Origin of the sequence: Salinigranum marinum (assembly GCF_024228675.1) — an archaeon.
Lineage (GTDB): Archaea > Halobacteriota > Halobacteria > Halobacteriales > Haloferacaceae > Salinigranum > Salinigranum marinum.
In genome coordinates, this window is sequence record NZ_CP100461.1 from 3279509 (window position 1) to 3298342 (window position 18834).

General features: G+C 68.8%; 20 protein-coding genes and 1 tRNA gene. 9 read left to right on the forward strand and 12 right to left on the reverse strand.

Features of this window, described 5'->3' with window-relative positions; all coding sequences use genetic code 11:
• Positions 1-27: 27 nt before the first annotated feature.
• Complete coding sequence (locus NKJ07_RS16330) at positions 28-330, reverse strand: PLDc N-terminal domain-containing protein (protein WP_318567851.1); 303 nt, start codon at positions 328-330, stop codon at positions 28-30.
• 125 nt (positions 331-455) lie between these two features.
• On the opposite strand from NKJ07_RS16330, the gene NKJ07_RS16335 reads away from it, so the two are divergent.
• From NKJ07_RS16335 to NKJ07_RS16365, 7 genes are all read left to right on the forward strand, one after another.
• Positions 456-1436, forward strand: coding sequence for a tyrosine--tRNA ligase (locus NKJ07_RS16335; protein ID WP_318567852.1), 981 nt, complete (start codon positions 456-458; stop codon positions 1434-1436).
• 158 nt (positions 1437-1594) lie between these two features.
• Entirely contained in the window at positions 1595-1885 is a 291-nt protein-coding gene (gene eif1A, locus NKJ07_RS16340; RefSeq protein ID WP_318567853.1) for a translation initiation factor eIF-1A, read from the forward strand.
• A gap of 397 nt (positions 1886-2282) precedes the next feature.
• Complete coding sequence (gene rio1, locus NKJ07_RS16345; RefSeq protein WP_318567854.1) at positions 2283-3137, forward strand: serine/threonine-protein kinase Rio1; 855 nt, start codon at positions 2283-2285, stop codon at positions 3135-3137.
• Positions 3138-3258: 121 nt separating this feature from the next.
• Positions 3259-5214, forward strand: coding sequence for an ester cyclase (locus NKJ07_RS16350; RefSeq protein WP_318567855.1), 1956 nt, complete (start codon positions 3259-3261; stop codon positions 5212-5214).
• A gap of 92 nt (positions 5215-5306) precedes the next feature.
• The gene (locus NKJ07_RS16355) at positions 5307-5843 is read left to right on the forward strand and encodes a KH domain-containing protein (RefSeq protein WP_318567856.1); all 537 of its coding nucleotides are present in this window, start codon (positions 5307-5309) and stop codon (positions 5841-5843) included.
• A gap of 330 nt (positions 5844-6173) precedes the next feature.
• On the forward strand, positions 6174-7829 hold the full coding sequence (gene thsA, locus NKJ07_RS16360) for a thermosome subunit alpha (RefSeq protein ID WP_318570478.1): 1656 nt from the start codon (positions 6174-6176) through the stop codon (positions 7827-7829).
• Between the two features lie 366 nt (positions 7830-8195).
• A complete protein-coding gene (locus NKJ07_RS16365) occupies positions 8196-10100 on the forward strand; it encodes a PAS domain S-box protein (RefSeq protein WP_318567857.1) in 1905 nt (634 codons plus the stop codon).
• 154 nt (positions 10101-10254) lie between these two features.
• Here the strand turns inward: NKJ07_RS16365 and NKJ07_RS16370 are convergent.
• Together NKJ07_RS16370 and NKJ07_RS16375 are read right to left on the reverse strand one after the other, a co-directional pair.
• Positions 10255-10329: transfer RNA gene (locus NKJ07_RS16370), tRNA-Arg, on the reverse strand.
• 242 nt (positions 10330-10571) lie between these two features.
• On the reverse strand, positions 10572-10952 hold the full coding sequence (locus NKJ07_RS16375; RefSeq protein WP_318567858.1) for a YccF domain-containing protein: 381 nt from the start codon (positions 10950-10952) through the stop codon (positions 10572-10574).
• Between the two features lie 200 nt (positions 10953-11152).
• Between NKJ07_RS16375 and NKJ07_RS16380 the strand changes: the two genes are divergently transcribed.
• Both NKJ07_RS16380 and NKJ07_RS16385 read left to right on the forward strand, forming a co-directional pair.
• A complete protein-coding gene (locus NKJ07_RS16380; protein ID WP_318567859.1) occupies positions 11153-11746 on the forward strand; it encodes an AAA family ATPase in 594 nt (197 codons plus the stop codon).
• Positions 11743-12165: an RNA-binding domain-containing protein gene (locus NKJ07_RS16385; RefSeq protein WP_318567860.1), complete on the forward strand. Its 423-nt coding sequence runs from the start codon at positions 11743-11745 to the stop codon at positions 12163-12165. Before NKJ07_RS16380 ends, NKJ07_RS16385 begins: the two co-directional genes overlap by 4 nt.
• 57 nt (positions 12166-12222) lie before the next feature.
• Here NKJ07_RS16385 and NKJ07_RS16390 read toward each other — a convergent pair whose 3' ends face one another.
• From NKJ07_RS16390 to NKJ07_RS16430, 9 genes are all read right to left on the reverse strand, one after another.
• Entirely contained in the window at positions 12223-12738 is a 516-nt protein-coding gene (locus tag NKJ07_RS16390) for a gamma carbonic anhydrase family protein (protein WP_318567861.1), read from the reverse strand.
• Between the two features lie 119 nt (positions 12739-12857).
• Positions 12858-13064 carry a hypothetical protein gene (locus tag NKJ07_RS16395; RefSeq protein ID WP_318567862.1) on the reverse strand — a complete coding sequence of 69 codons (207 nt, stop codon included), beginning with the start codon at positions 13062-13064 and terminating at the stop codon, positions 12858-12860.
• A gap of 379 nt (positions 13065-13443) precedes the next feature.
• Entirely contained in the window at positions 13444-14436 is a 993-nt protein-coding gene (locus tag NKJ07_RS16400) for a nucleoside recognition protein (protein WP_318567863.1), read from the reverse strand.
• An 84-nt stretch (positions 14437-14520) separates the two neighbouring features.
• Positions 14521-14790, reverse strand: coding sequence for a hypothetical protein (locus NKJ07_RS16405; protein WP_318567864.1), 270 nt, complete (start codon positions 14788-14790; stop codon positions 14521-14523).
• Positions 14791-14987: 197 nt separating this feature from the next.
• Positions 14988-15548 carry a magnesium transporter gene (locus NKJ07_RS16410; protein ID WP_318567865.1) on the reverse strand — a complete coding sequence of 187 codons (561 nt, stop codon included), beginning with the start codon at positions 15546-15548 and terminating at the stop codon, positions 14988-14990.
• On the reverse strand, positions 15548-16129 hold the full coding sequence (locus NKJ07_RS16415; protein WP_318567866.1) for a magnesium transporter: 582 nt from the start codon (positions 16127-16129) through the stop codon (positions 15548-15550). Before NKJ07_RS16415 ends, NKJ07_RS16410 begins: the two co-directional genes overlap by 1 nt.
• Positions 16130-16193: 64 nt before the next feature.
• On the reverse strand, positions 16194-16700 hold the full coding sequence (locus NKJ07_RS16420; protein ID WP_318567867.1) for a hypothetical protein: 507 nt from the start codon (positions 16698-16700) through the stop codon (positions 16194-16196).
• 87 nt (positions 16701-16787) lie between these two features.
• The gene (locus NKJ07_RS16425) at positions 16788-17165 is read right to left on the reverse strand and encodes a thermonuclease family protein (protein WP_318567868.1); all 378 of its coding nucleotides are present in this window, start codon (positions 17163-17165) and stop codon (positions 16788-16790) included.
• A 101-nt stretch (positions 17166-17266) separates the two neighbouring features.
• Positions 17267-18664 carry a signal recognition particle protein Srp54 gene (locus NKJ07_RS16430; RefSeq protein ID WP_318567869.1) on the reverse strand — a complete coding sequence of 466 codons (1398 nt, stop codon included), beginning with the start codon at positions 18662-18664 and terminating at the stop codon, positions 17267-17269.
• Positions 18665-18834: the final 170 nt, after the last annotated feature.

Sequence of the window (18834 nt, forward strand, 5' to 3'; positions counted from 1 at the left end):
TCGCCGTGGCACCGGCGAGCGCGGGAGTCATCCGCTCGAGGTCGCGTCGCGCCGCCCACGGACCAAGAGCAGATACACCAGCGCGCCGACGAGCGGGACGAGGAAGCTGACGACGGTCCAGGCGACCGCGTAGTCGTCGCCGGCCGACCGGGCGTCGAGGTAGACCCAGGCGGGGAGGACGACGTGCGCGACGAGGAAGTACAGCACGAAGCCGGCGAGCCGTGCGAGGAGCGCGAGGTCGCCGACCGCCACCCACATCGCGACGAGCGGCACCGTGACGAAGACGAGGAAGCCGACGAACAGGACGACCGGGGAGCGGAGGGAAGCCATCGTCTCGTCCGGAGGTATCGAGCCAGTGCGAATCAGGCTGTCGGTCGGAGCCGGGGCTCGCCGGTTCGGCGTCGGCCGAAACGGCTTCCAGAAGTCATATGCCGCATCGTCGATTCCCCACGCGTATGGACGCCTACGAGCGGATCACCCGGAACACGTCCGAGGTGGTCACCGAGGAGGAGGTACGCGCGCTGAGCGAGGATCCCGAGGGCAGGCGGGCGTACGTCGGGTACGAGCCGTCCGGCGTCCTTCACATCGGGCACATGCTCACGGCGAACAAGCTGATCGACCTCCAGGAGGCCGGGTTCGAGGTCGTGATCCTGCTCGCCGACGTCCACGCGTACCTCAACGACAAGGGCACGTTCGACGAGATCCGCGAGACCGCCGAGCGGATGAAAGCGCAGTTCGTCGCCTACGGCCTCGACGAGTCGCGGACGGAGTTCGTCCTCGGCTCGGAGTACCAGCTCGACGAGGAGTACGTCCTCGATCTGCACGCGCTGGAACTCGAAACCACGGTCGCGCGCGCCCAGCGGGCGATGGCCGAGATCCAGCGCGGCGAGCACGCGAAGGTGTCGCAGATGGTCTACCCGCTGATGCAGGCGCTCGACATCGAGTACCTCGACTTGGACCTCGCCGTCGGCGGCCTCGATCAGCGGAAGGTGCACATGCTCGCCCGCGAGGAGCTCCCCTCCGTGGGGTACGAGGCCCGGCCGGCGCTCCACACGCCGATCCTCGCCGACCTCACGACGGGCGTCGGCAAGATGTCCTCCTCGGAAGGAGTGACCATCTCGATGGAGGACGCCGCCGAGGAACTGGTCGAAAAAGTCAACAGCGCGTTCTGCCCGCCGAATGCCGACCCAGACCCCGATTCCGACGGCAACGAGCGCGAGAACCCCGTCCTGCAGATCTTCCAGTACCACGTCTTCCCCCGATTCGACGAGGTGGTCGTCGAGCGGCCCGAGAAGTACGGCGGCGACCTCGAGTACGCGAGTTACGCCGACCTGGAGGCGGACCTCGAATCGGGCGAACTCCACCCGGCGGACGCGAAGGGCGCGTTGGCGACGTACCTCGACGAGCTGATCGCGCCCGGGCGCGAGCTGCTCTGACGAGCCGCGACGACACGGACCCGGCGTACCGAACGGGTCGGCGATCGTGGCGCGCAAAAAAGAGCCCTCGAGCGCGGTCGAGCGGCCGTGTGCGCAGCGGAGGCGGCTCTTTCCGGACGAACGGCGGTTTTAAACCGGATGCTGACTAACGCTCGAATATGGCGAAAGACGGAGAGGAGACGCGACGCGATCTCCGCATGCCCGACGACGACGAGGTGTTCGCCGTCGTGACCGACATGCTCGGTGCTAACCGGGTGACGGTCCGCTGTGCGGACGGCGTCGAGCGCACGGCCCGGATCCCGGGACGGATGCAAAAGCGCATCTGGATCCGCGAGGACGACGTCGTGCTCGTCGAGCCGTGGGACTGGCAGGACGAGAAGGGGGACATCACCTGGCGCTACGAGAAGAGCGAGGCCGACCAGTTGCGCGAAGAAGGCCACATCGCCTGAACGACGGAATTTTCGACGGCGTCCACACGGAGTGCCGAGCCGCGGCTGGACTCGTTCCGAGGCCCCTCCAGTCGTGACGCTCACGTCTGTGTTCGCGGTTGTGACGATGGTGGCGGTCGCGTTCGTGTTCGCTGTCCGGGGTCGTCAGGCCGTGCACCGGTGACCGCACGGTCGTCTCGGTTCCGGTCCACCGAGTACATGTCCGAATCGGCTAAGGAGCGGGTGACAGACCGCGAACCGGGCACTGCTCGTCGTCCCGTTCGTCACGTCCTCGCACCCATCGTCTCTCGCCACCCTCTCCGGCTGCCACGGAACCAGTTCGGCAGCCCGACCGACTCATCGCTCCCTGACACGGATACCCACCCTTTTGACCCACCACTACGTACCCCAAGGCTAGATGACAGAGGAGTTCGGCCTGATCGAACCCGAGGAGGGCGAGGGAGAGGGATTCGGCGACGAGTGGGAGGAGATCGACGTCTCCGACACGGACGCCGACCGCATCGCCCGCAAACGGGATCGGAAGTTCGACGAGTTCCGCAAACGGCTGAAGGACGCCGACCAGTTCAAGGTCGAACAGTCGGTGTTCGACGACGCGACCTTCGCGGCCATCTACAAGCTCGTCCAGGACGGACACGTCGAGGCGTTCGGCGGGCCCATCTCTACAGGAAAGGAAGCGAACGTCTACGAAGCACTGGGAGCAGACGGCGACATCGCCGTGAAGATCTACCGGATCAACGCCTCGGACTTCCAGCACATGCGCGAGTACCTCGACGGGGACCCGCGCTTCGAGGGGATCGGAAACGACAAGGGCAAGATCGTGCTGGCGTGGACGCGCAAGGAGTTCGCGAACCTCGAACGCGCACGCGCGGCGGGCGTCCGCGTGCCAGAGCCGATCGCCGTCGAGCGGAACGTCCTCGTGATGGAGCTCGTCGGGCTCGTCGAAGAGCGGGCCCGGCGGCTCGCGGAGGTCACGGTCGAGAACCCCGAGACGGCGTACGAGGTGGTCCGCGAGTACATGCGACGACTACACGGCGCGGGGCTCGTCCACGGCGACCTCTCGGAGTACAACCTCATCGTCCACGACGGCGAACTCGTGGTGATCGACCTCGGCCAGGCGGTGACGGTCCACCACCGCAACGCCGACGAGTTCCTCAGGCGCGACTGCCGGAACGTGGCGAGTTTCTTCACCCGGCAAGGGCTCGACACCGACCCCGACGACCTCTACGACTACGTGACGAGCACCGAGACGTAACCTGTCGCCGGCTCCGTCTTGGACCGGTCGCAGTCAGCGACGACCCCGACAGTCCAGCACCGCTGACTGTCGGACCGACGCGCAACTAGGGCTATTTCGCTGACCGTCTTAGACGATCGACATGAGCGAGGACACACGCAGACGCGTCGCGATCGCCTGTCAGGGCGGCGGGAGCCACACGGCCTTTACCGCGGGCGTCCTCGACCGTCTGCTCGCCGACCCGGACCCGTCCCACGAGATCGTCGCGCTGACCGGCACGTCCGGCGGCGGCATCTGTGCGTTTCTCGCGTGGTACGGGCTCGCAGGCGCCGCCGGCGAGGCGGCGGGACGTGAACGGGCACGGGAGCTCATCGACCAGGTGTGGCGGGACATCGAGGCGAGCGATCCGGCGGTCGCCGCGGCGAACCGGATGGGCGTCTGGCTGACGCGCGCCCAGGACAACGGCGCGCCGGTCCCCCAACACAGCCCGTACGCCTCCGGCGTGTCGACGTGGACCGAGCGGTACCTCCGGGAGGCGCTCGAACGGGCGGTGCCGCCGGAGGCGCTCGAACGGGTCGTCGACGCACAGCGGGAGTCGTGGACGGGTCCGGCGCTCCACATCGGTGCCGTCGACGTCACCCGGGGGACGTTCCGGACGTTCACCGAGCGCGACGTGACGATCGACGCGGTGCTCGCGTCGGCGGCGATCCCGACGCTGTTCAGGGCCGTAACGGTCGACCAGGAGGGCGAGCCCAGGCAGTACTGGGACGGACTGTTCTCGCAGAACCCGCCCGTGCACGACCTGCTGGCGGGCGTTCCGACGGAGCGAAAGCCCGAGGAGATCTGGCTCGTCCGGATCAACCCACAGCGGCGCGACGATGTCCCGACCACGCTCGAGTCGATCGACAACCGGCGGAACGAACTCGGCGGCAACCTCTCGGTCAACCAGGAGCTCTCGTTCATCCGGCAGGTGAACGAGTGGGTCGCGGACGGCTCCCTGTCGAGGCGGTACCGCCGGGTGGCGGTGCGGACGGTCGGGCTCGACGAAGCGCGTCTGGACCCGCCGCGGGCGCTGAGCACGGCCTCGAAGCTCGACTGTCGACCCGGGTTCGTCGCCGAACTGGAACGGGCGGGACGGGACGCCGCCGACCGGTTCCTCGACGTGGAACGGAACCGTCGACTCGTCCGCGGCACCGTCGACGCGGTCTGGAACACCGACAGTCCCGTGGCCGGCGTCTACCTCGCCGACGACTTCGAGTTGCACGCGGCCGGCCCCGACGGTGGCCAGGGGCCGCGGGCGTACGAGGCGTACGTCGCGCGGTTCCGCGCGGCGCTCGACGGTCTCTCGGTGCAGATCCTCGCGGACGTCGCCGAGCGCGACCGGGTCGCGCTCGTATGGAAGGGCCACGGCCGGCACGTCGGGCGACTGTTCGGCGTCGACCCGACGGACGAGGTGGTCTCGGTTCTGGGGGTCCAGATCGCCCGCGTGACGACGGATGAGGGGGGTTCGCCCGCTATCGCCGAGGCCTGGATGGACGTCGACGACGCCGGCTTCGAGATGGCGCTCGAGACGGTCGAGGGGACCGACGACGTCCCGGTGCCGCGGACGCCGGCGACGCCGGTCGTGACCGACCTGCGAAGCGCCGACGAGGGGCGTTCGATCGGCGTCGACCACGCGGAACTGCTCTGGGGCGAGGGACTGACCGACCTGGCACGCCGGCTCGTCGCCCCCGATCACGTCTTCCGGCGGGCGCGCCGCGACGTTGAGGGGCGCGGGGCGTACCTGGCGCTCGTCGAGTCGTACCGGACGGCGTTTCCCGACCTCCGGGTCACGGTCCGCGATGTCGTCGCCGAGGGTGACCGCGTCGTCGTCCGTGCGGCGATGACCGGCACGCACGAGGAGCCGTTCGACGGCATCGACCCGACCGGACGACGCGTGGAGGCGCACTGGACGTTCGTCCACGAGGTGGCCGACGGCCGGGTCGTCTCGACGGGGATGATCGACGACCACCGGTGGCTGCTCGACCAACTGTCCGCGCGGCCGATCCGGACAGGTCGGACGATCGAACAGTCCACGTCCACCGGTCCGCCGGAGTGAACTCACGACGCCGCCGGCGTCCGCGACACCGTCGCCGGCGGCACCGGTCGCACGAAGGAACGCTTAAACCACTCCGTCGGATACTCGCAGGTATGCAGCACGTGAAGGTGCCGCAGGACCGCATCGGAGTTCTCATCGGTGAAGGCGGTGAGACCATGCGCGAGATCGAGCGTCGCGCGGAGGTCCGCCTCGACATCGACTCCGAGAGCGGGAGCGTCGCCGTCGACACCGTCGGCGACCCCGTCGCGGGGATGGTGGCACCCGATATCGTCCGTGCCGTCGGTCGCGGGTTCAAGCCCGAGGCGGCGCTGTCGCTCCTCGACGACGACCTGCGCATGTTCGAACTCATCGACCTCGCGGACCAGACCCGGAACAAGAACGACCTCCAGCGGCAGAAGGGGCGGCTCATCGGCGAGAACGGTCGCACCCGCGAACTCATGGAAGAACTCACCGGTGCGGAGGTCGTCATCTACGGTTCGACACTCGGCATCATCGGTCAACCCGAGGAGGTCGAGGCCGTCCGCCGGGCGACGAAGATGATCCTTGACGGCGCACCCCACGGCGCGGTCTACTCCTTCCTCGAACGCAAGCACAACGAACTCACCCGCGGCTTCGACGTTCGGTCGTAACCGCCGCCGGGCGGTTCTGCGGCGGGAGTCCGACGCCGACGCCCGAACACGGTCGTCACACACACGACGAGGCGCGCCACCGCGTCGGGGTCGCTGACACCCGGCCGTCCGCCGGACGTGCCCGGACTCGTCCGCGGGCGGTTCGAGCGGTGGGACGGCGACGAACACGCCGCCGCTCGAATATAAATACCCCCGTATCGTGTTAGCAATTCTCGTGTCACACCTCGTCCTCGTGTGGCGATTCGTCGATGCGCGTAGCGGAACTTTTTTATAGAATCGCAAACAACGCATGGGTGACTTATGTCTCAGCGCATGCAGCAGGGACAGCCGATGATCATTCTCGGCGAAGACTCCCAGCGCACACAGGGGAAGGACGCACAGTCGATGAACATCACGGCCGGCAAGGCCGTCGCGGAGTCCGTACGCACGACGCTCGGCCCGAAAGGGATGGACAAGATGCTGGTCGACTCCTCGGGTGGGGTCGTCGTCACGAACGACGGCGTCACCATCCTCAAGGAGATGGACATCGACCACCCCGCGGCGAACATGATCGTCGAGGTGTCGGAGACCCAAGAGGACGAGGTCGGCGACGGCACGACGACCGCGGTCGTCATCGCGGGTGAACTCCTCGACCAGGCCGAGGAACTCATCGACCAGGACGTCCACGCCACCACCATCGCGCAGGGCTTCCGACAGGCCGCCGAGAAGGCCAAAGAGGTCCTCGAAGACAACGCCATCGACGTCTCCGCGGACGACCGCGAGACCCTGGTGAAGATCGCCGCGACGGCGATGACGGGCAAGGGTGCCGAGAGCGCGAAGGACCTCCTCGCGGAGCTCGTCGTCGACGCCGTGCTGGCGGTGGCCGACGAGGACAGCATCGACACGGACAACGTCAGCGTCGAGAAGGTCGTCGGCGGCTCGATCGACAACTCCGAGCTCATCGAGGGCGTCGTCGTCGACAAGGAGCGCGTCGACGAGAACATGCCCTACATGGTCGAGGACGCCAACGTCGCCGTCATCGACGGCGCGCTCGAAGTGCGCGAGACGGAGATCGACGCCGAGGTCAACGTCACGGACCCCGACCAGCTCCAGCAGTTCCTCGACCGCGAGGAGAAGGAACTGAAGGAGCTCGTCGACAAACTCGTCGACGCCGACGTCGACGCCGTCTTCGTCGGTGACGGCATCGACGACATGGCCCAGCACTACCTCGCGAAGGCGGGCATCATCGCCGCACGCCGCGTGAAGGACTCCGACCTCAAGCGCATCGCCCGGTCGACGGGCGGCAAGGTCGTCGGCAGCGTCGACGACCTCGACGCCGACGACATCGGCTTCGCCGGCTCGATCGGCCAGAAGGACATCGGCGGCGACGAGCGGCTGTTCGTCGAGGACGTCGAGGACGCAAAGAGCGTCACACTCGTGCTCCGTGGCGGCACCGAACACGTCGTCGACGAGGTCGAGCGCGCGGTCGAGGACGCGCTGGGCGTCGTCCGCACCACGCTCGAAGACGGCAAGGTCCTGCCCGGCGGCGGGGCCCCCGAGACGGAACTGTCGCTCGAACTGCGCGACTTCGCCGGCTCCGTCGGCGGTCGCGAGCAGCTCGCGATCGAGGCGTTCGCCGACGCGCTGGACGTCGTCCCCCGGACGCTCGCCGAGAACGCCGGTCTCGACCCCATCGACTCTCTCGTCGATCTGCGCTCGAAGCACGACGGTGGCGAGTTCGCCGCCGGCCTCGACGCGTACAGCGGCGAGGTCATCGACATGGAGGCCGAGGGCGTCGTCGAACCGCTCCGCGTCAAGACGCAGGCCATCGAAAGCGCCACCGAGGCGGCCGTGATGATCCTCCGCATCGACGACGTCATTGCCGCGGGCGACCTCAAGGGCGGCGGCAGCGACGACGACGGCGACGACGAGATGCCGCCGGGCGGCGGTGGCATGGGCGGCATGGGCGGCATGGGCGGCATGGGCGGTATGGGCGGCGCGATGTAAGCGAGGTTCTGTAAGAACCTCGTTACCGAGCGGGGAGCGCACCGCGCGACCCGTGAGGTGTGCATTCCAGTTTAGGAATCCACACCCACCCGCCCCCCTGACCTGCTGTACCGCCGCGTAACCGACACTCCCCTCTTTATTGACGGTCCCGAGACGCCGAGAGATCCAGAACTGAAAACGAGCGCCCTCGACGGGTGACACGTCCGGTGGATCGATTCTCCCGACTGATCTTCGTAGGGGCAACTATATGACTGCCGCCGGGAGTACGCGTGTGTATGCAGACTCCGACTCCCGGCGGCACGGCCCTCGTCGGTGCCCGGCGCGGGGCGTCGGCAGGGCGCTTCGTTCGGCCCGGAGGGACCACGCGTGAACGACGCTGACGGCGCGTCGGTCGTCCTGCTCGTCGACGACGACACGGCACGGGCGAGGCGAGCGGGCCGCGCGATCGAACGGACGGCCCCTCCCGTCGACGTCTCGGTCGCCGAACCCGGTTCGGACGCCGTCTCGGCGGCGAGCGAACCGGCGATCCGGTGTGTCGTCACGGCGTGGGGCCGCGCCGACGGCGACGGGGAGTCGTTCCTCTCGGCGCTCAGAGACCGCCGACCGTCGGTGCCGGTGGTGCTCTTCACCGACGTCGACCTCGTGGCGGTGGACGAGGCCGCCGGTGCGTACGACGTGGCCGACGTTCGACCGCGGACCCCGGACGGCCTCGCCGACAGACTGCTCGCGGGGAGCGTCGCCGGACTGATCGACGAGGTCGCGGTTGAGCCGGGTTCGAACGAACGCCCCACCGGAGCGCCCCGGAAGCCCGCCGGCGGAGGCGTTCGCGAGTCGGGTCGGGAGGGCGAGGGGTCGCCCGGCGGACGGGACTGTCTCCACGATCACTGGTACCGGCGTCTCGTCGAGCAGAACATCGTCGGGATCTACGTCATCGAGGACCGGGTGTTCAGCTACGTCAACTCCCGGATGGCCGACGTGTTCGGGACGACGCCGACCGCGATGGAGGGGCGTCCGGTCATGTCGTTCGTCGCCCCGGAGGATCGCTGTCGGGTCGATCAGCATCTTGCGGATAGGGAGGCCGACAGTCGCGAGCGCGCCCACTACGTCTTCACCGGGATATGCGCCGACGGCACGCGGATCGAGGTCGAGGCCAGCGGCGGTCGGATCGCGATCGGCGACGGCGTCGCCATCGTGGGCGTGCTCCTCGACGTGACGGAACGCGAGCGACACGAACGGGAGATCAGGCGGCTCTCGCGGGCGGTCGAACACGCCGCCCCGGCGATCTACGTCACCGACGCCGACGGGCTCATCACCGACGTGAACCCGGCTTTCGAGCGGATCACCGGCTACGACAGTTCGCGGGTCGTCGGCGAGAACCCGCGGCTCCTCAACTCGGAGCGGATGGACGACGACTACTACGACGAGATGTACGCGACGATCAACGGGGGTGACGTGTGGCGCGAGGCCATCGTCGACCGCCGGGCGAACGGCGAACTCTACCACGCCAGACAGACCATCGCGCCCATCCACGAGAACGACCGCATTGAGGGGTTCGTCGCGATCCAAGAGGACGTCACGGAAGAGCGCATCCGACAGCAGGTCCTCCAGGTGTTGCACCGCGTCCTCCGACACAACCTCCGGAACAAGCTGAACGTCATCGCCGGCCACGCCGCGGTGTTGGCCGAGCGACTCGCCGCCACCGGTGACGACACGGGGCTGGCCTCGGCGACGGCCATCCAGCGGGCTACGGCCGAACTGGACGAACTCAGCGACCGGGCGACCGAAGCGGAGTTCGCGCTCGAATCGAGCGGGAGCGACCGACGGCCGATCGATCTCGTCGCGCTCCTTCGGCGACAGTGGGGCCAGTTCGTCGACGAGGAGCACGGGACCGACCTCCTCCTCGACGGACCCGACTGTGCGTGGGTGACGGCCGACGCGACGCTCACCGTCGCCGTCCGGGAACTCCTCCGCGCGGCGGTGTCGCCCACACGCGACCGCCGATCCCCGACGACGACGACGGTTCGACACGCCGGTACCGAGGTGGAACTCCGCCTCCGACTCGACGAGACCGCGATCACCGAGTGGCACCCGATCCGAACGGGGATCGAGACGCCGCTGGAGCACGCGTCGGGCCTCGACATGTGGCTCGCCGAGTGGGTCGTCACTCGGCTCGGCGGCGACCTCCGACTGAGCGACGCGGACGGGGAGTCGCTCCTGATCGTCCGCCTCCCCGAGGCGACTGCGCCGGACGAGACCGAACGCCAGCGTTGAGCGTCGGGGTCGCTCACCTCCCGCACCCCGATTCAAATCCCACGCGCGTCGCTACTGCTCACTGCCGTTCGCAGATAGCGAGCACGATGGGGCTCCCGTGAGAGAAGGAACGGGAGTACATCGTGCGAGTGAAGCCGAGTGAAACGAGTCCGTACGAGCACGATGGGATTTGAACCCACGACCATCGGATTAGAAGTCCGACGCTCTATCCAGGCTGAGCTACGTGCCCTCACTCACGAGAAGACGACGACGGCACAAAAGGGGTACTGGTTTCGACCGGCGTTGCGGTGGCGCGGCTGGCGCGACAGCAGTCGCGCCACCGCGCGAGGGGCGACCGAGTGACCGAGCGAAGCGAGGAAACGAGGGAGTCGACTGGGGAGGCCGGTGGGCCTCACCGCCCTGGCGATTCCGATTCGTCTCCTGACAGACGGCGGCAGCACACCAGCCGTCACCCTCACAGCCCGCTCCTGTTTAGCCGTCGAACCGGTACAGCGACGTCACGTACGGCAGCCGGTTGAACATCCACAGCGCGACCGGCAGGCCGACGATCGTCACGGCGAAAAAGGCCGCGACGTTCGCCCAGAGCCACGAGAGCCACCAGCCGACGAACAGGAAGTACACCACTCGAACGAGGAGCGAGGACTGGCCCCTCCCCGTCGAATCGGGGTCGACGACCGACCGGGGTTCCCTGAGCGTGAGCACCGTCGGGACGAGGTTGATGAGTTTGATCCCGAGCGGCAGGAGGATGATCGTGGCGTTGAGCAGCCACGCGACGTTGACGACCAGCGGCGTGAGCCACCAGCCGACGAGGACGAACCACAGCGCGCGGACGAGGAGGGAGCGTTGTGTCATGAGGGAGAGAGACCACCGACGGCAAAGAGCGCGTCGCCGAGCGCGACGAACGGAACATCTATCCCGCCGACTCGAATACCACCGGGCATGAGCAAAGGTCGGTCGCGGGGAACCGAGGCCAGTCCCGTACGGGCAGGGACGGCCCCGGACGGGGGCGAACGCGAACGTGAACGCACCGACGGACGGGGAGCCACGTTCGGATGACCGAGGGTCGCGTGATCGGCACGGTGGGGCTCCCGGGAAGTGGCAAGGGGGAGGCCGCGGCCGTCGCGGAGCGGGCCGGCATCCCCGTGGTGACGATGGGCGACGTCGTCCGCAAGGAGACTGAAGAGCGGGGCCTCCCGCCCGAAGAGCACGGACAGGTGGCGCGGGCGCTCCGCGAGGCCAACGGACCCGACGCCATCGCGGCGCGATCGATCCCGATGGTCGAGGACTACCTCGCCGAGGCCGACCAGGTCGTCGTCGACGGCCTCCGGTCGGGCGTCGAGGTCGACCGCTTCGAGGAGGCGTTCGGCGACGGCTTCACGCTGGTGAGCATCGAGGCCCCGTTCGAGGTGCGTGCTGCGCGCCTCGCCGAGCGAGGGCGCGACCTGACCGACGAGGACCGCGATGCCCTCTTGGACCGCGAACAGCGCGAACTCGACTTCGGCATGGACGAGGCGATGGGCCGCGCGGACGCCGTCATCGAGAACACCGACTCGCTGGCGTCGTTCCGCGAGCGGGTGCGGTCGGTCCTCGACATCCCGGCACCCACGGAGACGACGGCCGACGGCCGGGAGGTGACCGACCAGTGACGAAGGTGTACAGCGTCGACGTCAGGATCGTCGCGCCCGTCCGCGACACCGAAGTCGCCGACCGCGTCGTCGACGCGGTGACGAACCTCTTCCCCGAGGCCGACGTCGAGCGCGAGGCGGGGCAGGTCGTCGCCGACGTGCACTCGATGGATCGGTTCTCCGAACGCCTGCACGAACAGGAGATCCTCGACACCGCCCGTCGGGAGTTCTTTCGCCGCGCCGACGACGAGGGCTTCTCGTTCGCGCTGAAGAAACAGGCCGCGTTCAAAGGTGTCGTCAACTTCTCCGTCGGGAACCCGGCCGAACTCGGCGACATCGAGGTACACGTCACGGTGCGGTCGCCGTCGGTCGAGGCGTACGTCGACGCTGTCGCGCCGCCGACCGAAGACGGACGGCCGATCGACCCGGACGGCGGGTAGCGGCCGGTCGTCGGCGCTCGACCGCGGCCCAATCGAATCGAGTCGAGTCGAATCGAGTTACTCGAACAGATCCGTGTGCCGGCTCGCGAGATCGGAGTAGTCGCCCGACGAGTACGCCTCGAACGCCTCCTCGGCATCGAACGTGGTCTCCGACAGGGGCGTCACCTTCGCCGGCACCCCGCGCGCGAACGATTCCGCGGGGATGTCGAGCCCCTCGGGAACGACGGTCCCGACGGCGACGATGCTTCCGTGACCGATGTGCGTGTCGGAGACCGTCGAGTTGAACCCGACCATCGAGCCGTCGCCGACGGTTGTCTCGTTCAACACGGCCCCGTGACCCACCATCACGCGCTCGCCGAGGCGGGCCGCGTGGAGGACGGCGTTGTCGCCGACGTGCGACTGGCCGCCGACGACGACCGGGCCGATGTCGCCCCGGAGCACCACGCCGGGCCAGACGCTCGCATCCGGCCCCACGCGGACGTCGCCGACGAGCGTGGCGTCCTGTGCGACGTTCGCCGAGTCAGCGATCGTCGGTGTCGTCCCTTCGAACTCGTATCGTCGCCTGTCTGTCATGCCGTGCTGTGTGTGGCCGGGGATTGAGTATCTTGCCCCGATCTGACCGGGATCCGGTGCGTGCTCGGGCGCGGACGTGCCGGTCGGCGACGACTCCTCCTGACACCCACTCCACGCCATCAGTCCGCGGTCGGGGTGAGCGCCGCGATCCCCACGCCGTCGTCGGTGACGCCGCCGACGAACAGCGCGCCGTCGACGACCGCGGACCCCGCCGAGAGCCGTCCCTCGAAGCCACCGAGCCGCCAGACGATCTCGTCGCTCGACGGGTCGAGCCGTCCACGACGGGCGCTCCGTCCGCGGATCGACGGCGAACAGGAAGCCGCCACGGGGAGCGTCGTCGACGGGAGAGATCGAACCCGGTCCGGTCGCGACGAAGACGCGCTCGGCATCGGTGACGGGGCTGGAGAACCGACTCCGCCGGAGCAGCCGGTCGGCGTCGTCGACCCGTTCCCAGAGCCGCCACTCGCGAGAGGTCGGTTCGTCACCGGGACCGTGAGACGCGGGCGCGCGGCCGGCGTTCGTCGACGTGCCGTGGGGAGCGGGCCAGACGGCGCTCACGGCCGCCGCGTTCGGTTCCGCGGGCGAAGACGAACAGCTGGCCCAGCCCGCGAGGGCGCTCGTGCCGAGAGCGGCGAGGCGGGCGCGACGGTCCACGTGCCCGCTCGTTCCCGAGTGACGGGCAAAAGTCTTCTCGATGGCGGGGGATCACACGGCCAACAGTACCGCGACGGCGACGCCGATGAAGACGATCTTCAGCGCCGTGTTGACGGCGACGACCTTCGACCCGAAGGCGGGCCCCCAGATGCCGTACTGGAACGGGATCGACCGCTTGAACGTCGAGACGGCGAACGAGACGATCCCGCCGAGGAGCATCGTCGCCACGGCCTGCCTGGGGGTGAACTCGACGCCCACGAGCGGGGCGATGGTCGCCGCGCCGGCGGTGGTGTCGAGCGCGAAGACGGCGATGACGGGGATCGACGCCCCCGGGAGCCCCACGACGGTCGCCAGGGGGTCCGCGACGTCGGTGAGCGCCGTGAGGTCGTACGTCCGGGTGAGGGCGACGACGAGCGTGTAGACCACTGCGAGCCGGGGGACGATGCGCCGGAGCTTCGGGAGCGTCCGGTGCCAGGCGTGCGTGACGACCTCGCGCGGACCGTCCGGATCGTCGTCCCGCGCCCCGCCGTCGGCCGCGACGGTCGCCGAGCGGTCGACGTTCGCGGGTGAGAGGAGGAGCGCGCCGGCGGCGACGCCCGTCAGCGTGATCCCGAGCGCGACGAGCGCGCGCGAGCCGACGTACAGGACGCCGACCTCGAACCCGAGGATCGGGATGAGCACAGGCACGTAGAACGTGAAGATGTGCTGGACGAAGCCGAAGAACGTGTTGATGGTGACGGCGACGAGCGTCGCGCGGTCGTCCAGCATCCCCGACTCGCGGAACTCCGCGAGCATGCCGTAGCCCGCCGTCGTCGACGCCGCGGTGGTGAGGATGGCGGTCCCGACCTCGTCCGGGAGGTTCGCCGGGTCGGTGAGAAACCGCGACAGCCCGGCGACGCGCTCGACGACGCCGAACCCCACCGCCAGGTTCGCGAGGAATACCCCGCACGCGATGAGGACGGCGATGCGCGCGACGCGCGGCGCGACGTCCGCAAGCACCGGGACGAGCGCGTTCGACTGGAGCCCGACGGCGACCGAGAACACGGTCGATGCTCCGGGCCGAGCGATCAAATGGGCGTCGGTCGCACGGCGGTCACCGTGGCGGGCGGCCCGCGCCCCGACCGCCGGTCAGAGTGAACCGGCGACGATGAGCACGATGACCGCGCCGCCGGCGGCGAGCGACGCGGTGAGCGACGCCGCGGCGGCCGTTTCGCCGGCGTACCGCGTCCCGAAGACGGCTCCCGAGACCCCGGCGACGATGAGCGCCACGACGGCCGTCTGTGCGGCCGCGAGGGTCAGGAACGGGCTGACGAGCTGCACGAAAAGCGTCGCGACGATGCCCAGAAACGGGGCGGCGACGTACGGCCGGCTTCGCCCCGGAAGCGCGAGAGAACCCATCGTCCGTACCACGCGGATCGGTGACTAAAAGTCATCCGTCCCGTGGGCGAACCGTCTGAATCGCGTTCGTCTGCGACTCGGGCTCGTTCTCGTTCCTCCCGCGGCTCCGACGGACTTCATCGTCCAGTGTCGGATCGGAGATGATTCGAGGCCGGGTGTCGCTACTGAACCCCATCACAGCGCGCCCGACTCGGCTTTCACGCCACGTACAGCTGTACCGCGCCGAACAGTACCAGCACGCCCAGCACGTCCGAGGCGTTCGTCACCACGGGGATGACGACGTCGTCGGGGTCGAGGCTGAAGCGGTAGGCGGCGTACGTCGCCACGAGCGTCACGACGACCGCGAGCACCGCGAGCGCGACCCCGCTCGTGACGCTTACGGCGAGCACCGTCGACAGCGGCAGTCGGGCCGTGCCGAGGAGCGTCGAGAGCGTCCACGCCCCCGCGCCGATGACGGGGAAGACGGTGATCGACAGGGCCAGCGTGGCGACGGCGTTGCCCACCAGCGCTTCGTCCCCCGGATCGAACGACAGCGTCCCGAGGTGGAAGGCGGTCGAGAGCCGGGCGGCGAGGATGCTCCCGAGGTTGCCCGCGGTGCCGATAGTGACGGGCACCAGGACCAGGAGAGTCGGAAACCGCAGGAGCGACGACTCGAAGCTCCCGAGCACGAGCCCCGAGCCGATCTCGACCAGGGTCAACACGAGGAGGACGGGCAGCATCGCGCGGGTGATCGCCCGGACGGTCCACTCGGTGGGCATCAGCCACCCCCTCCGAGCGCGAGGACGAGCCGCACGGCCAGGAGGAGAAAGAGCACGCCGAACACGTCGCCGGTCGTGGTGACGATCGGACCGACGAGCGTGTCGGGGTCGCGCCCGCGGCGGTAGCCCGCGAAGACGACGGTCACCACCACGACGGTCAGGACGACGCCCGAGAGGACGCCGGCGACGAGCGCGACGCCCACGAGGGTCGGGAGGGGCGCGACCGGCTCACCGATTCCCGTGAGGAGCGCGAAGACGACGACGGAGGCGAACGTCGATGCGAGGAGGCCGTTCGAGATCGCGGCCGCGGCCGCCGCCCCCAGCCGCCGGTCGGCCGCCGAGAGCCGCGGTTCGACGAGGCCCTGGTGGAGCGCGGTCGCGATCCGCGCGCCGAGCGAGCCGTAGACGTTGCCGCGGGTCGCCAAAAGCGCCGGGATCAACACGAGGAGGCCGGGGACGGCGCGGAGTTCCGGGCGCATCCCACCGAGCACGACGCCGGCGAGGAGGCCGCCGGCGAGGCTGGCCACGAGCGCAGGGAGCGCGTCGCGGTACGCCTCCGCGGCGACCTCACGGACGGTCATCGTGCCGACGGACGGCCCCCTGGATTAAAAGTAGGGCGCAACGCCCCGCCGACCGACGGCGGGGTCAGGAGACGACGAGGTCGTCGGCCCGCTCCCCGCCGGCGTGGCGGTCGACGGCCGCTCTGAGGCTCCGTTCGAGCGACGTGGTGAGCGGCCCGAACGCCCGCCACCGAACCCGGCCCTCGGAGAGCAACAGGGCGTACACCCGGTCGAGCCCGTCGAGCACCAGCGCCCGCCGGAACGTCGAGAGATCGGTGTGGGCGGTGAGCGACCGGCTGTCGACGCCGTCGTCCCCGCCAGCGTCGGTCCCACGGTCACCGGTGATCCGGAGTTCGTCGGCCAGTAACGACTGGACGGCCTCCGGCAGTTCCGGAAGGACGAGGAGGTCGTAACACCAGAAGTTGGGGACGGCGTCGGCGAGGTCGGCCGCGAGCGGGACCCACGTCTCGGCGTCGCCGGCGAGCCGTGGGGTAAAGCGGACGAGCAGGAGCGTCGGGTCGTCCCCGGTGTCGGTCGGCAACGTCACCGATCGACCGTCGAGGTCCCGCGCCTGGAGCTCGGGGAATCGCATGCGATAGAGTACTCTCCAGCGAGTATAAGCTTTCTCGGCGGGACTCGAACCGCTCCGACCCGCACGAAGCACCCCGAACGGCGCGGCTCACGAGCGGACCTCGTCGCCGAACGCCGCGACGAGGTCGTCGTTGAGAACCGCTCCGTCGGTCCGCCGCTGGACGACAGCGAGCCACCGGCCGTACTTCCCTCGCTGGTCGTCCTTCGCCGTCTCGACGAACACCGGCCACTCCCGCTCGTCCGTCTCGTCGACCCACTCCTCGACGAACGCTTTCTGTCGCTGGCCGGCCGCGTACTCCTCGCTGTCCTTCGGAACCCCGAACGTCTCCGCCGTGTCGACGCCACGGAGCCGAACCCGTGCCTCGTCACCCGTGAGGCTCACGCCGAACCCCAGATCGATTCCGAGGTCGAGGGTATCGCCGTCGACGACGCGCTCCACGCGGGCACGATACTGCCAGATATCCATGAGAAGGGTTACTCAGCCAACATAATAACCGTGCGCCTCGGACCGGTACCGGATCGATCGTCGATGCCGAGTCGGCCGTCGAGTCGGACGGCCGGGGTCGATCAGTCGCCGAACGGACCCATTCCGCCCATGCCGCCCATCCCGCCACCGCCGCCCTGTTTCTGGAGCTTCTTCATCATCCGCTGCATGTCGCCGTCGCCCATCCCCTGGAACTGCTTGAGGGTCCGCTCCATCATCTTGTGCTGCTGGAGCAATTCCTGTACGGTCTCCTCGTCGGTGCCGGAGCCGCGGGCGACGCGGCGGACCTGTTGTGCGCCGACGGAACGGGGGTTCTCCATCTCGGCGTCGGTCATCGAGTCCATGATGACCTCGAACTTCCGCATTCTATCCTGGGTGACGTCCATCGCGTCGTCGGGCAGTTGGTCCTTGAGACCGCCGCCCAGCCCGGGGATCATATCCATCACCTGGTCGAGCGGGCCCATCTTGTTCATCGCCTCCATCTGCTTTTGCATGTCCTTCAGGGTGAACGACCCCTTCATGATGTCCTCGGGGTCCCAGTCGTCGTCCTCACCCCCCGTCTCGGCCATCGCTCGCTCGACGCGCTCGGAGAGCTGTTTGAGGTCGCCCATGCCCAGGAGGCGGGAGATGAAGCCGTTGGGCTCGAACCGCTCGATGTCCTGGACGGTCTCGCCCGTTCCCAGGAAGGAGATCGAGGAACCGGTCTCGTTCACCGCGGTGAGCGCGCCGCCGCCTTTGGCCGTGCCGTCGAGCTTCGTGATGACGACACCGCCGATGCCGATCGAGCCGTCGAACTCCTTCGCTTGCTCTTTCGCCCCCTGCCCGATCGCGGCGTCGAGGACGAGGAGGTTCAGATCTGGATCGACGACGGACTCGATCTCCTCGATCTCGTCGATGAGGTCGGCCTCGAGCGCGTGCCGCCCGGCGGTGTCGACGATGTGGACGTCGGCGTCCTCGGTCGCCTCTAGCCCTTCCTCGGCGATCCGGACGGGGTCGTCACAGCCCGGATCCCCGTAGAAGTCGACTTCGGCCCGTTCGCACATCTGTTTGGCCTGGTCGTACGCGCCGGGGCGGAACGTGTCCGTCTGGATCACGGCGGGACGAAGCCCCTTCTTCGAGAACCACCACGCCATCTTGGCCGCAGTGGTGGTTTTCCCCGACCCCTGGAGGCCGGCGAGCATGATGGTCTGCGGTTCGAGCGGGATCTCCGTCGACTCGCCGATGAGGTCGACGAGTTCCTCGTAGACGATCTTCAGGACGTGATCTCGGGCGCTCGTTCCGGCCGGCGGCTCCTCGTCGAGCGCGCGGGACTTGATGGCGTCCGACAGCTCCATCACGAGGCTCACGTCGACGTCGGCGGAGAGGAGCGAGCGCTGGATCTCCTTGACGATCTCTTGGACGTCGTCCTCGTCGAGACGGGACTTCCCCTGGAGCTTGTCCAACGAGCCCCTGAGGGAACTCCCGAGATTGTCGAGTACCATTGTATTGCGTGCGAGTAGGTGACGGACCGGGTAAAGGCTTTGTTCGTCGTGGACGGGTCGAAGACACGAGTCGAAGGGGGCGGACTCGGTTCGCAACGACGAGCAGGTGAACGGGGCCGAGTTGCCGCGGCCGGTGGATCCACGCCCCCCGAGGCCAACACTCATCTCGA

Bases quoted from the DNA above. Each gene is read 5' to 3' on its own strand.
- NKJ07_RS16330 (WP_318567851.1), bottom strand. From the start codon at position 330: ATGGCTTCCCTCCGCTCCCCGGTCGTCCTGTTCGTCGGCTTCCTCGTC.
- NKJ07_RS16335 (WP_318567852.1), top strand. From the start codon at position 456: ATGGACGCCTACGAGCGGATCACCCGGAACACGTCCGAGGTGGTCACC.
- eif1A (WP_318567853.1), top strand. From the start codon at position 1,595: ATGGCGAAAGACGGAGAGGAGACGCGACGCGATCTCCGCATGCCCGAC.
- rio1 (WP_318567854.1), top strand. From the start codon at position 2,283: ATGACAGAGGAGTTCGGCCTGATCGAACCCGAGGAGGGCGAGGGAGAG.
- NKJ07_RS16350 (WP_318567855.1), top strand. From the start codon at position 3,259: ATGAGCGAGGACACACGCAGACGCGTCGCGATCGCCTGTCAGGGCGGC.
- NKJ07_RS16355 (WP_318567856.1), top strand. From the start codon at position 5,307: ATGCAGCACGTGAAGGTGCCGCAGGACCGCATCGGAGTTCTCATCGGT.
- thsA (WP_318570478.1), top strand. From the start codon at position 6,174: ATGATCATTCTCGGCGAAGACTCCCAGCGCACACAGGGGAAGGACGCA.
- NKJ07_RS16375 (WP_318567858.1), bottom strand. From the start codon at position 10,952: ATGACACAACGCTCCCTCCTCGTCCGCGCGCTGTGGTTCGTCCTCGTC.
- NKJ07_RS16380 (WP_318567859.1), top strand. From the start codon at position 11,153: ATGACCGAGGGTCGCGTGATCGGCACGGTGGGGCTCCCGGGAAGTGGC.
- NKJ07_RS16390 (WP_318567861.1), bottom strand. From the start codon at position 12,738: ATGACAGACAGGCGACGATACGAGTTCGAAGGGACGACACCGACGATC.
- NKJ07_RS16405 (WP_318567864.1), bottom strand. From the start codon at position 14,790: ATGGGTTCTCTCGCGCTTCCGGGGCGAAGCCGGCCGTACGTCGCCGCC.
- NKJ07_RS16410 (WP_318567865.1), bottom strand. From the start codon at position 15,548: ATGCCCACCGAGTGGACCGTCCGGGCGATCACCCGCGCGATGCTGCCC.
- NKJ07_RS16415 (WP_318567866.1), bottom strand. From the start codon at position 16,129: ATGACCGTCCGTGAGGTCGCCGCGGAGGCGTACCGCGACGCGCTCCCT.
- NKJ07_RS16420 (WP_318567867.1), bottom strand. From the start codon at position 16,700: ATGCGATTCCCCGAGCTCCAGGCGCGGGACCTCGACGGTCGATCGGTG.
- NKJ07_RS16425 (WP_318567868.1), bottom strand. From the start codon at position 17,165: ATGGATATCTGGCAGTATCGTGCCCGCGTGGAGCGCGTCGTCGACGGC.
- NKJ07_RS16430 (WP_318567869.1), bottom strand. From the start codon at position 18,664: ATGGTACTCGACAATCTCGGGAGTTCCCTCAGGGGCTCGTTGGACAAG.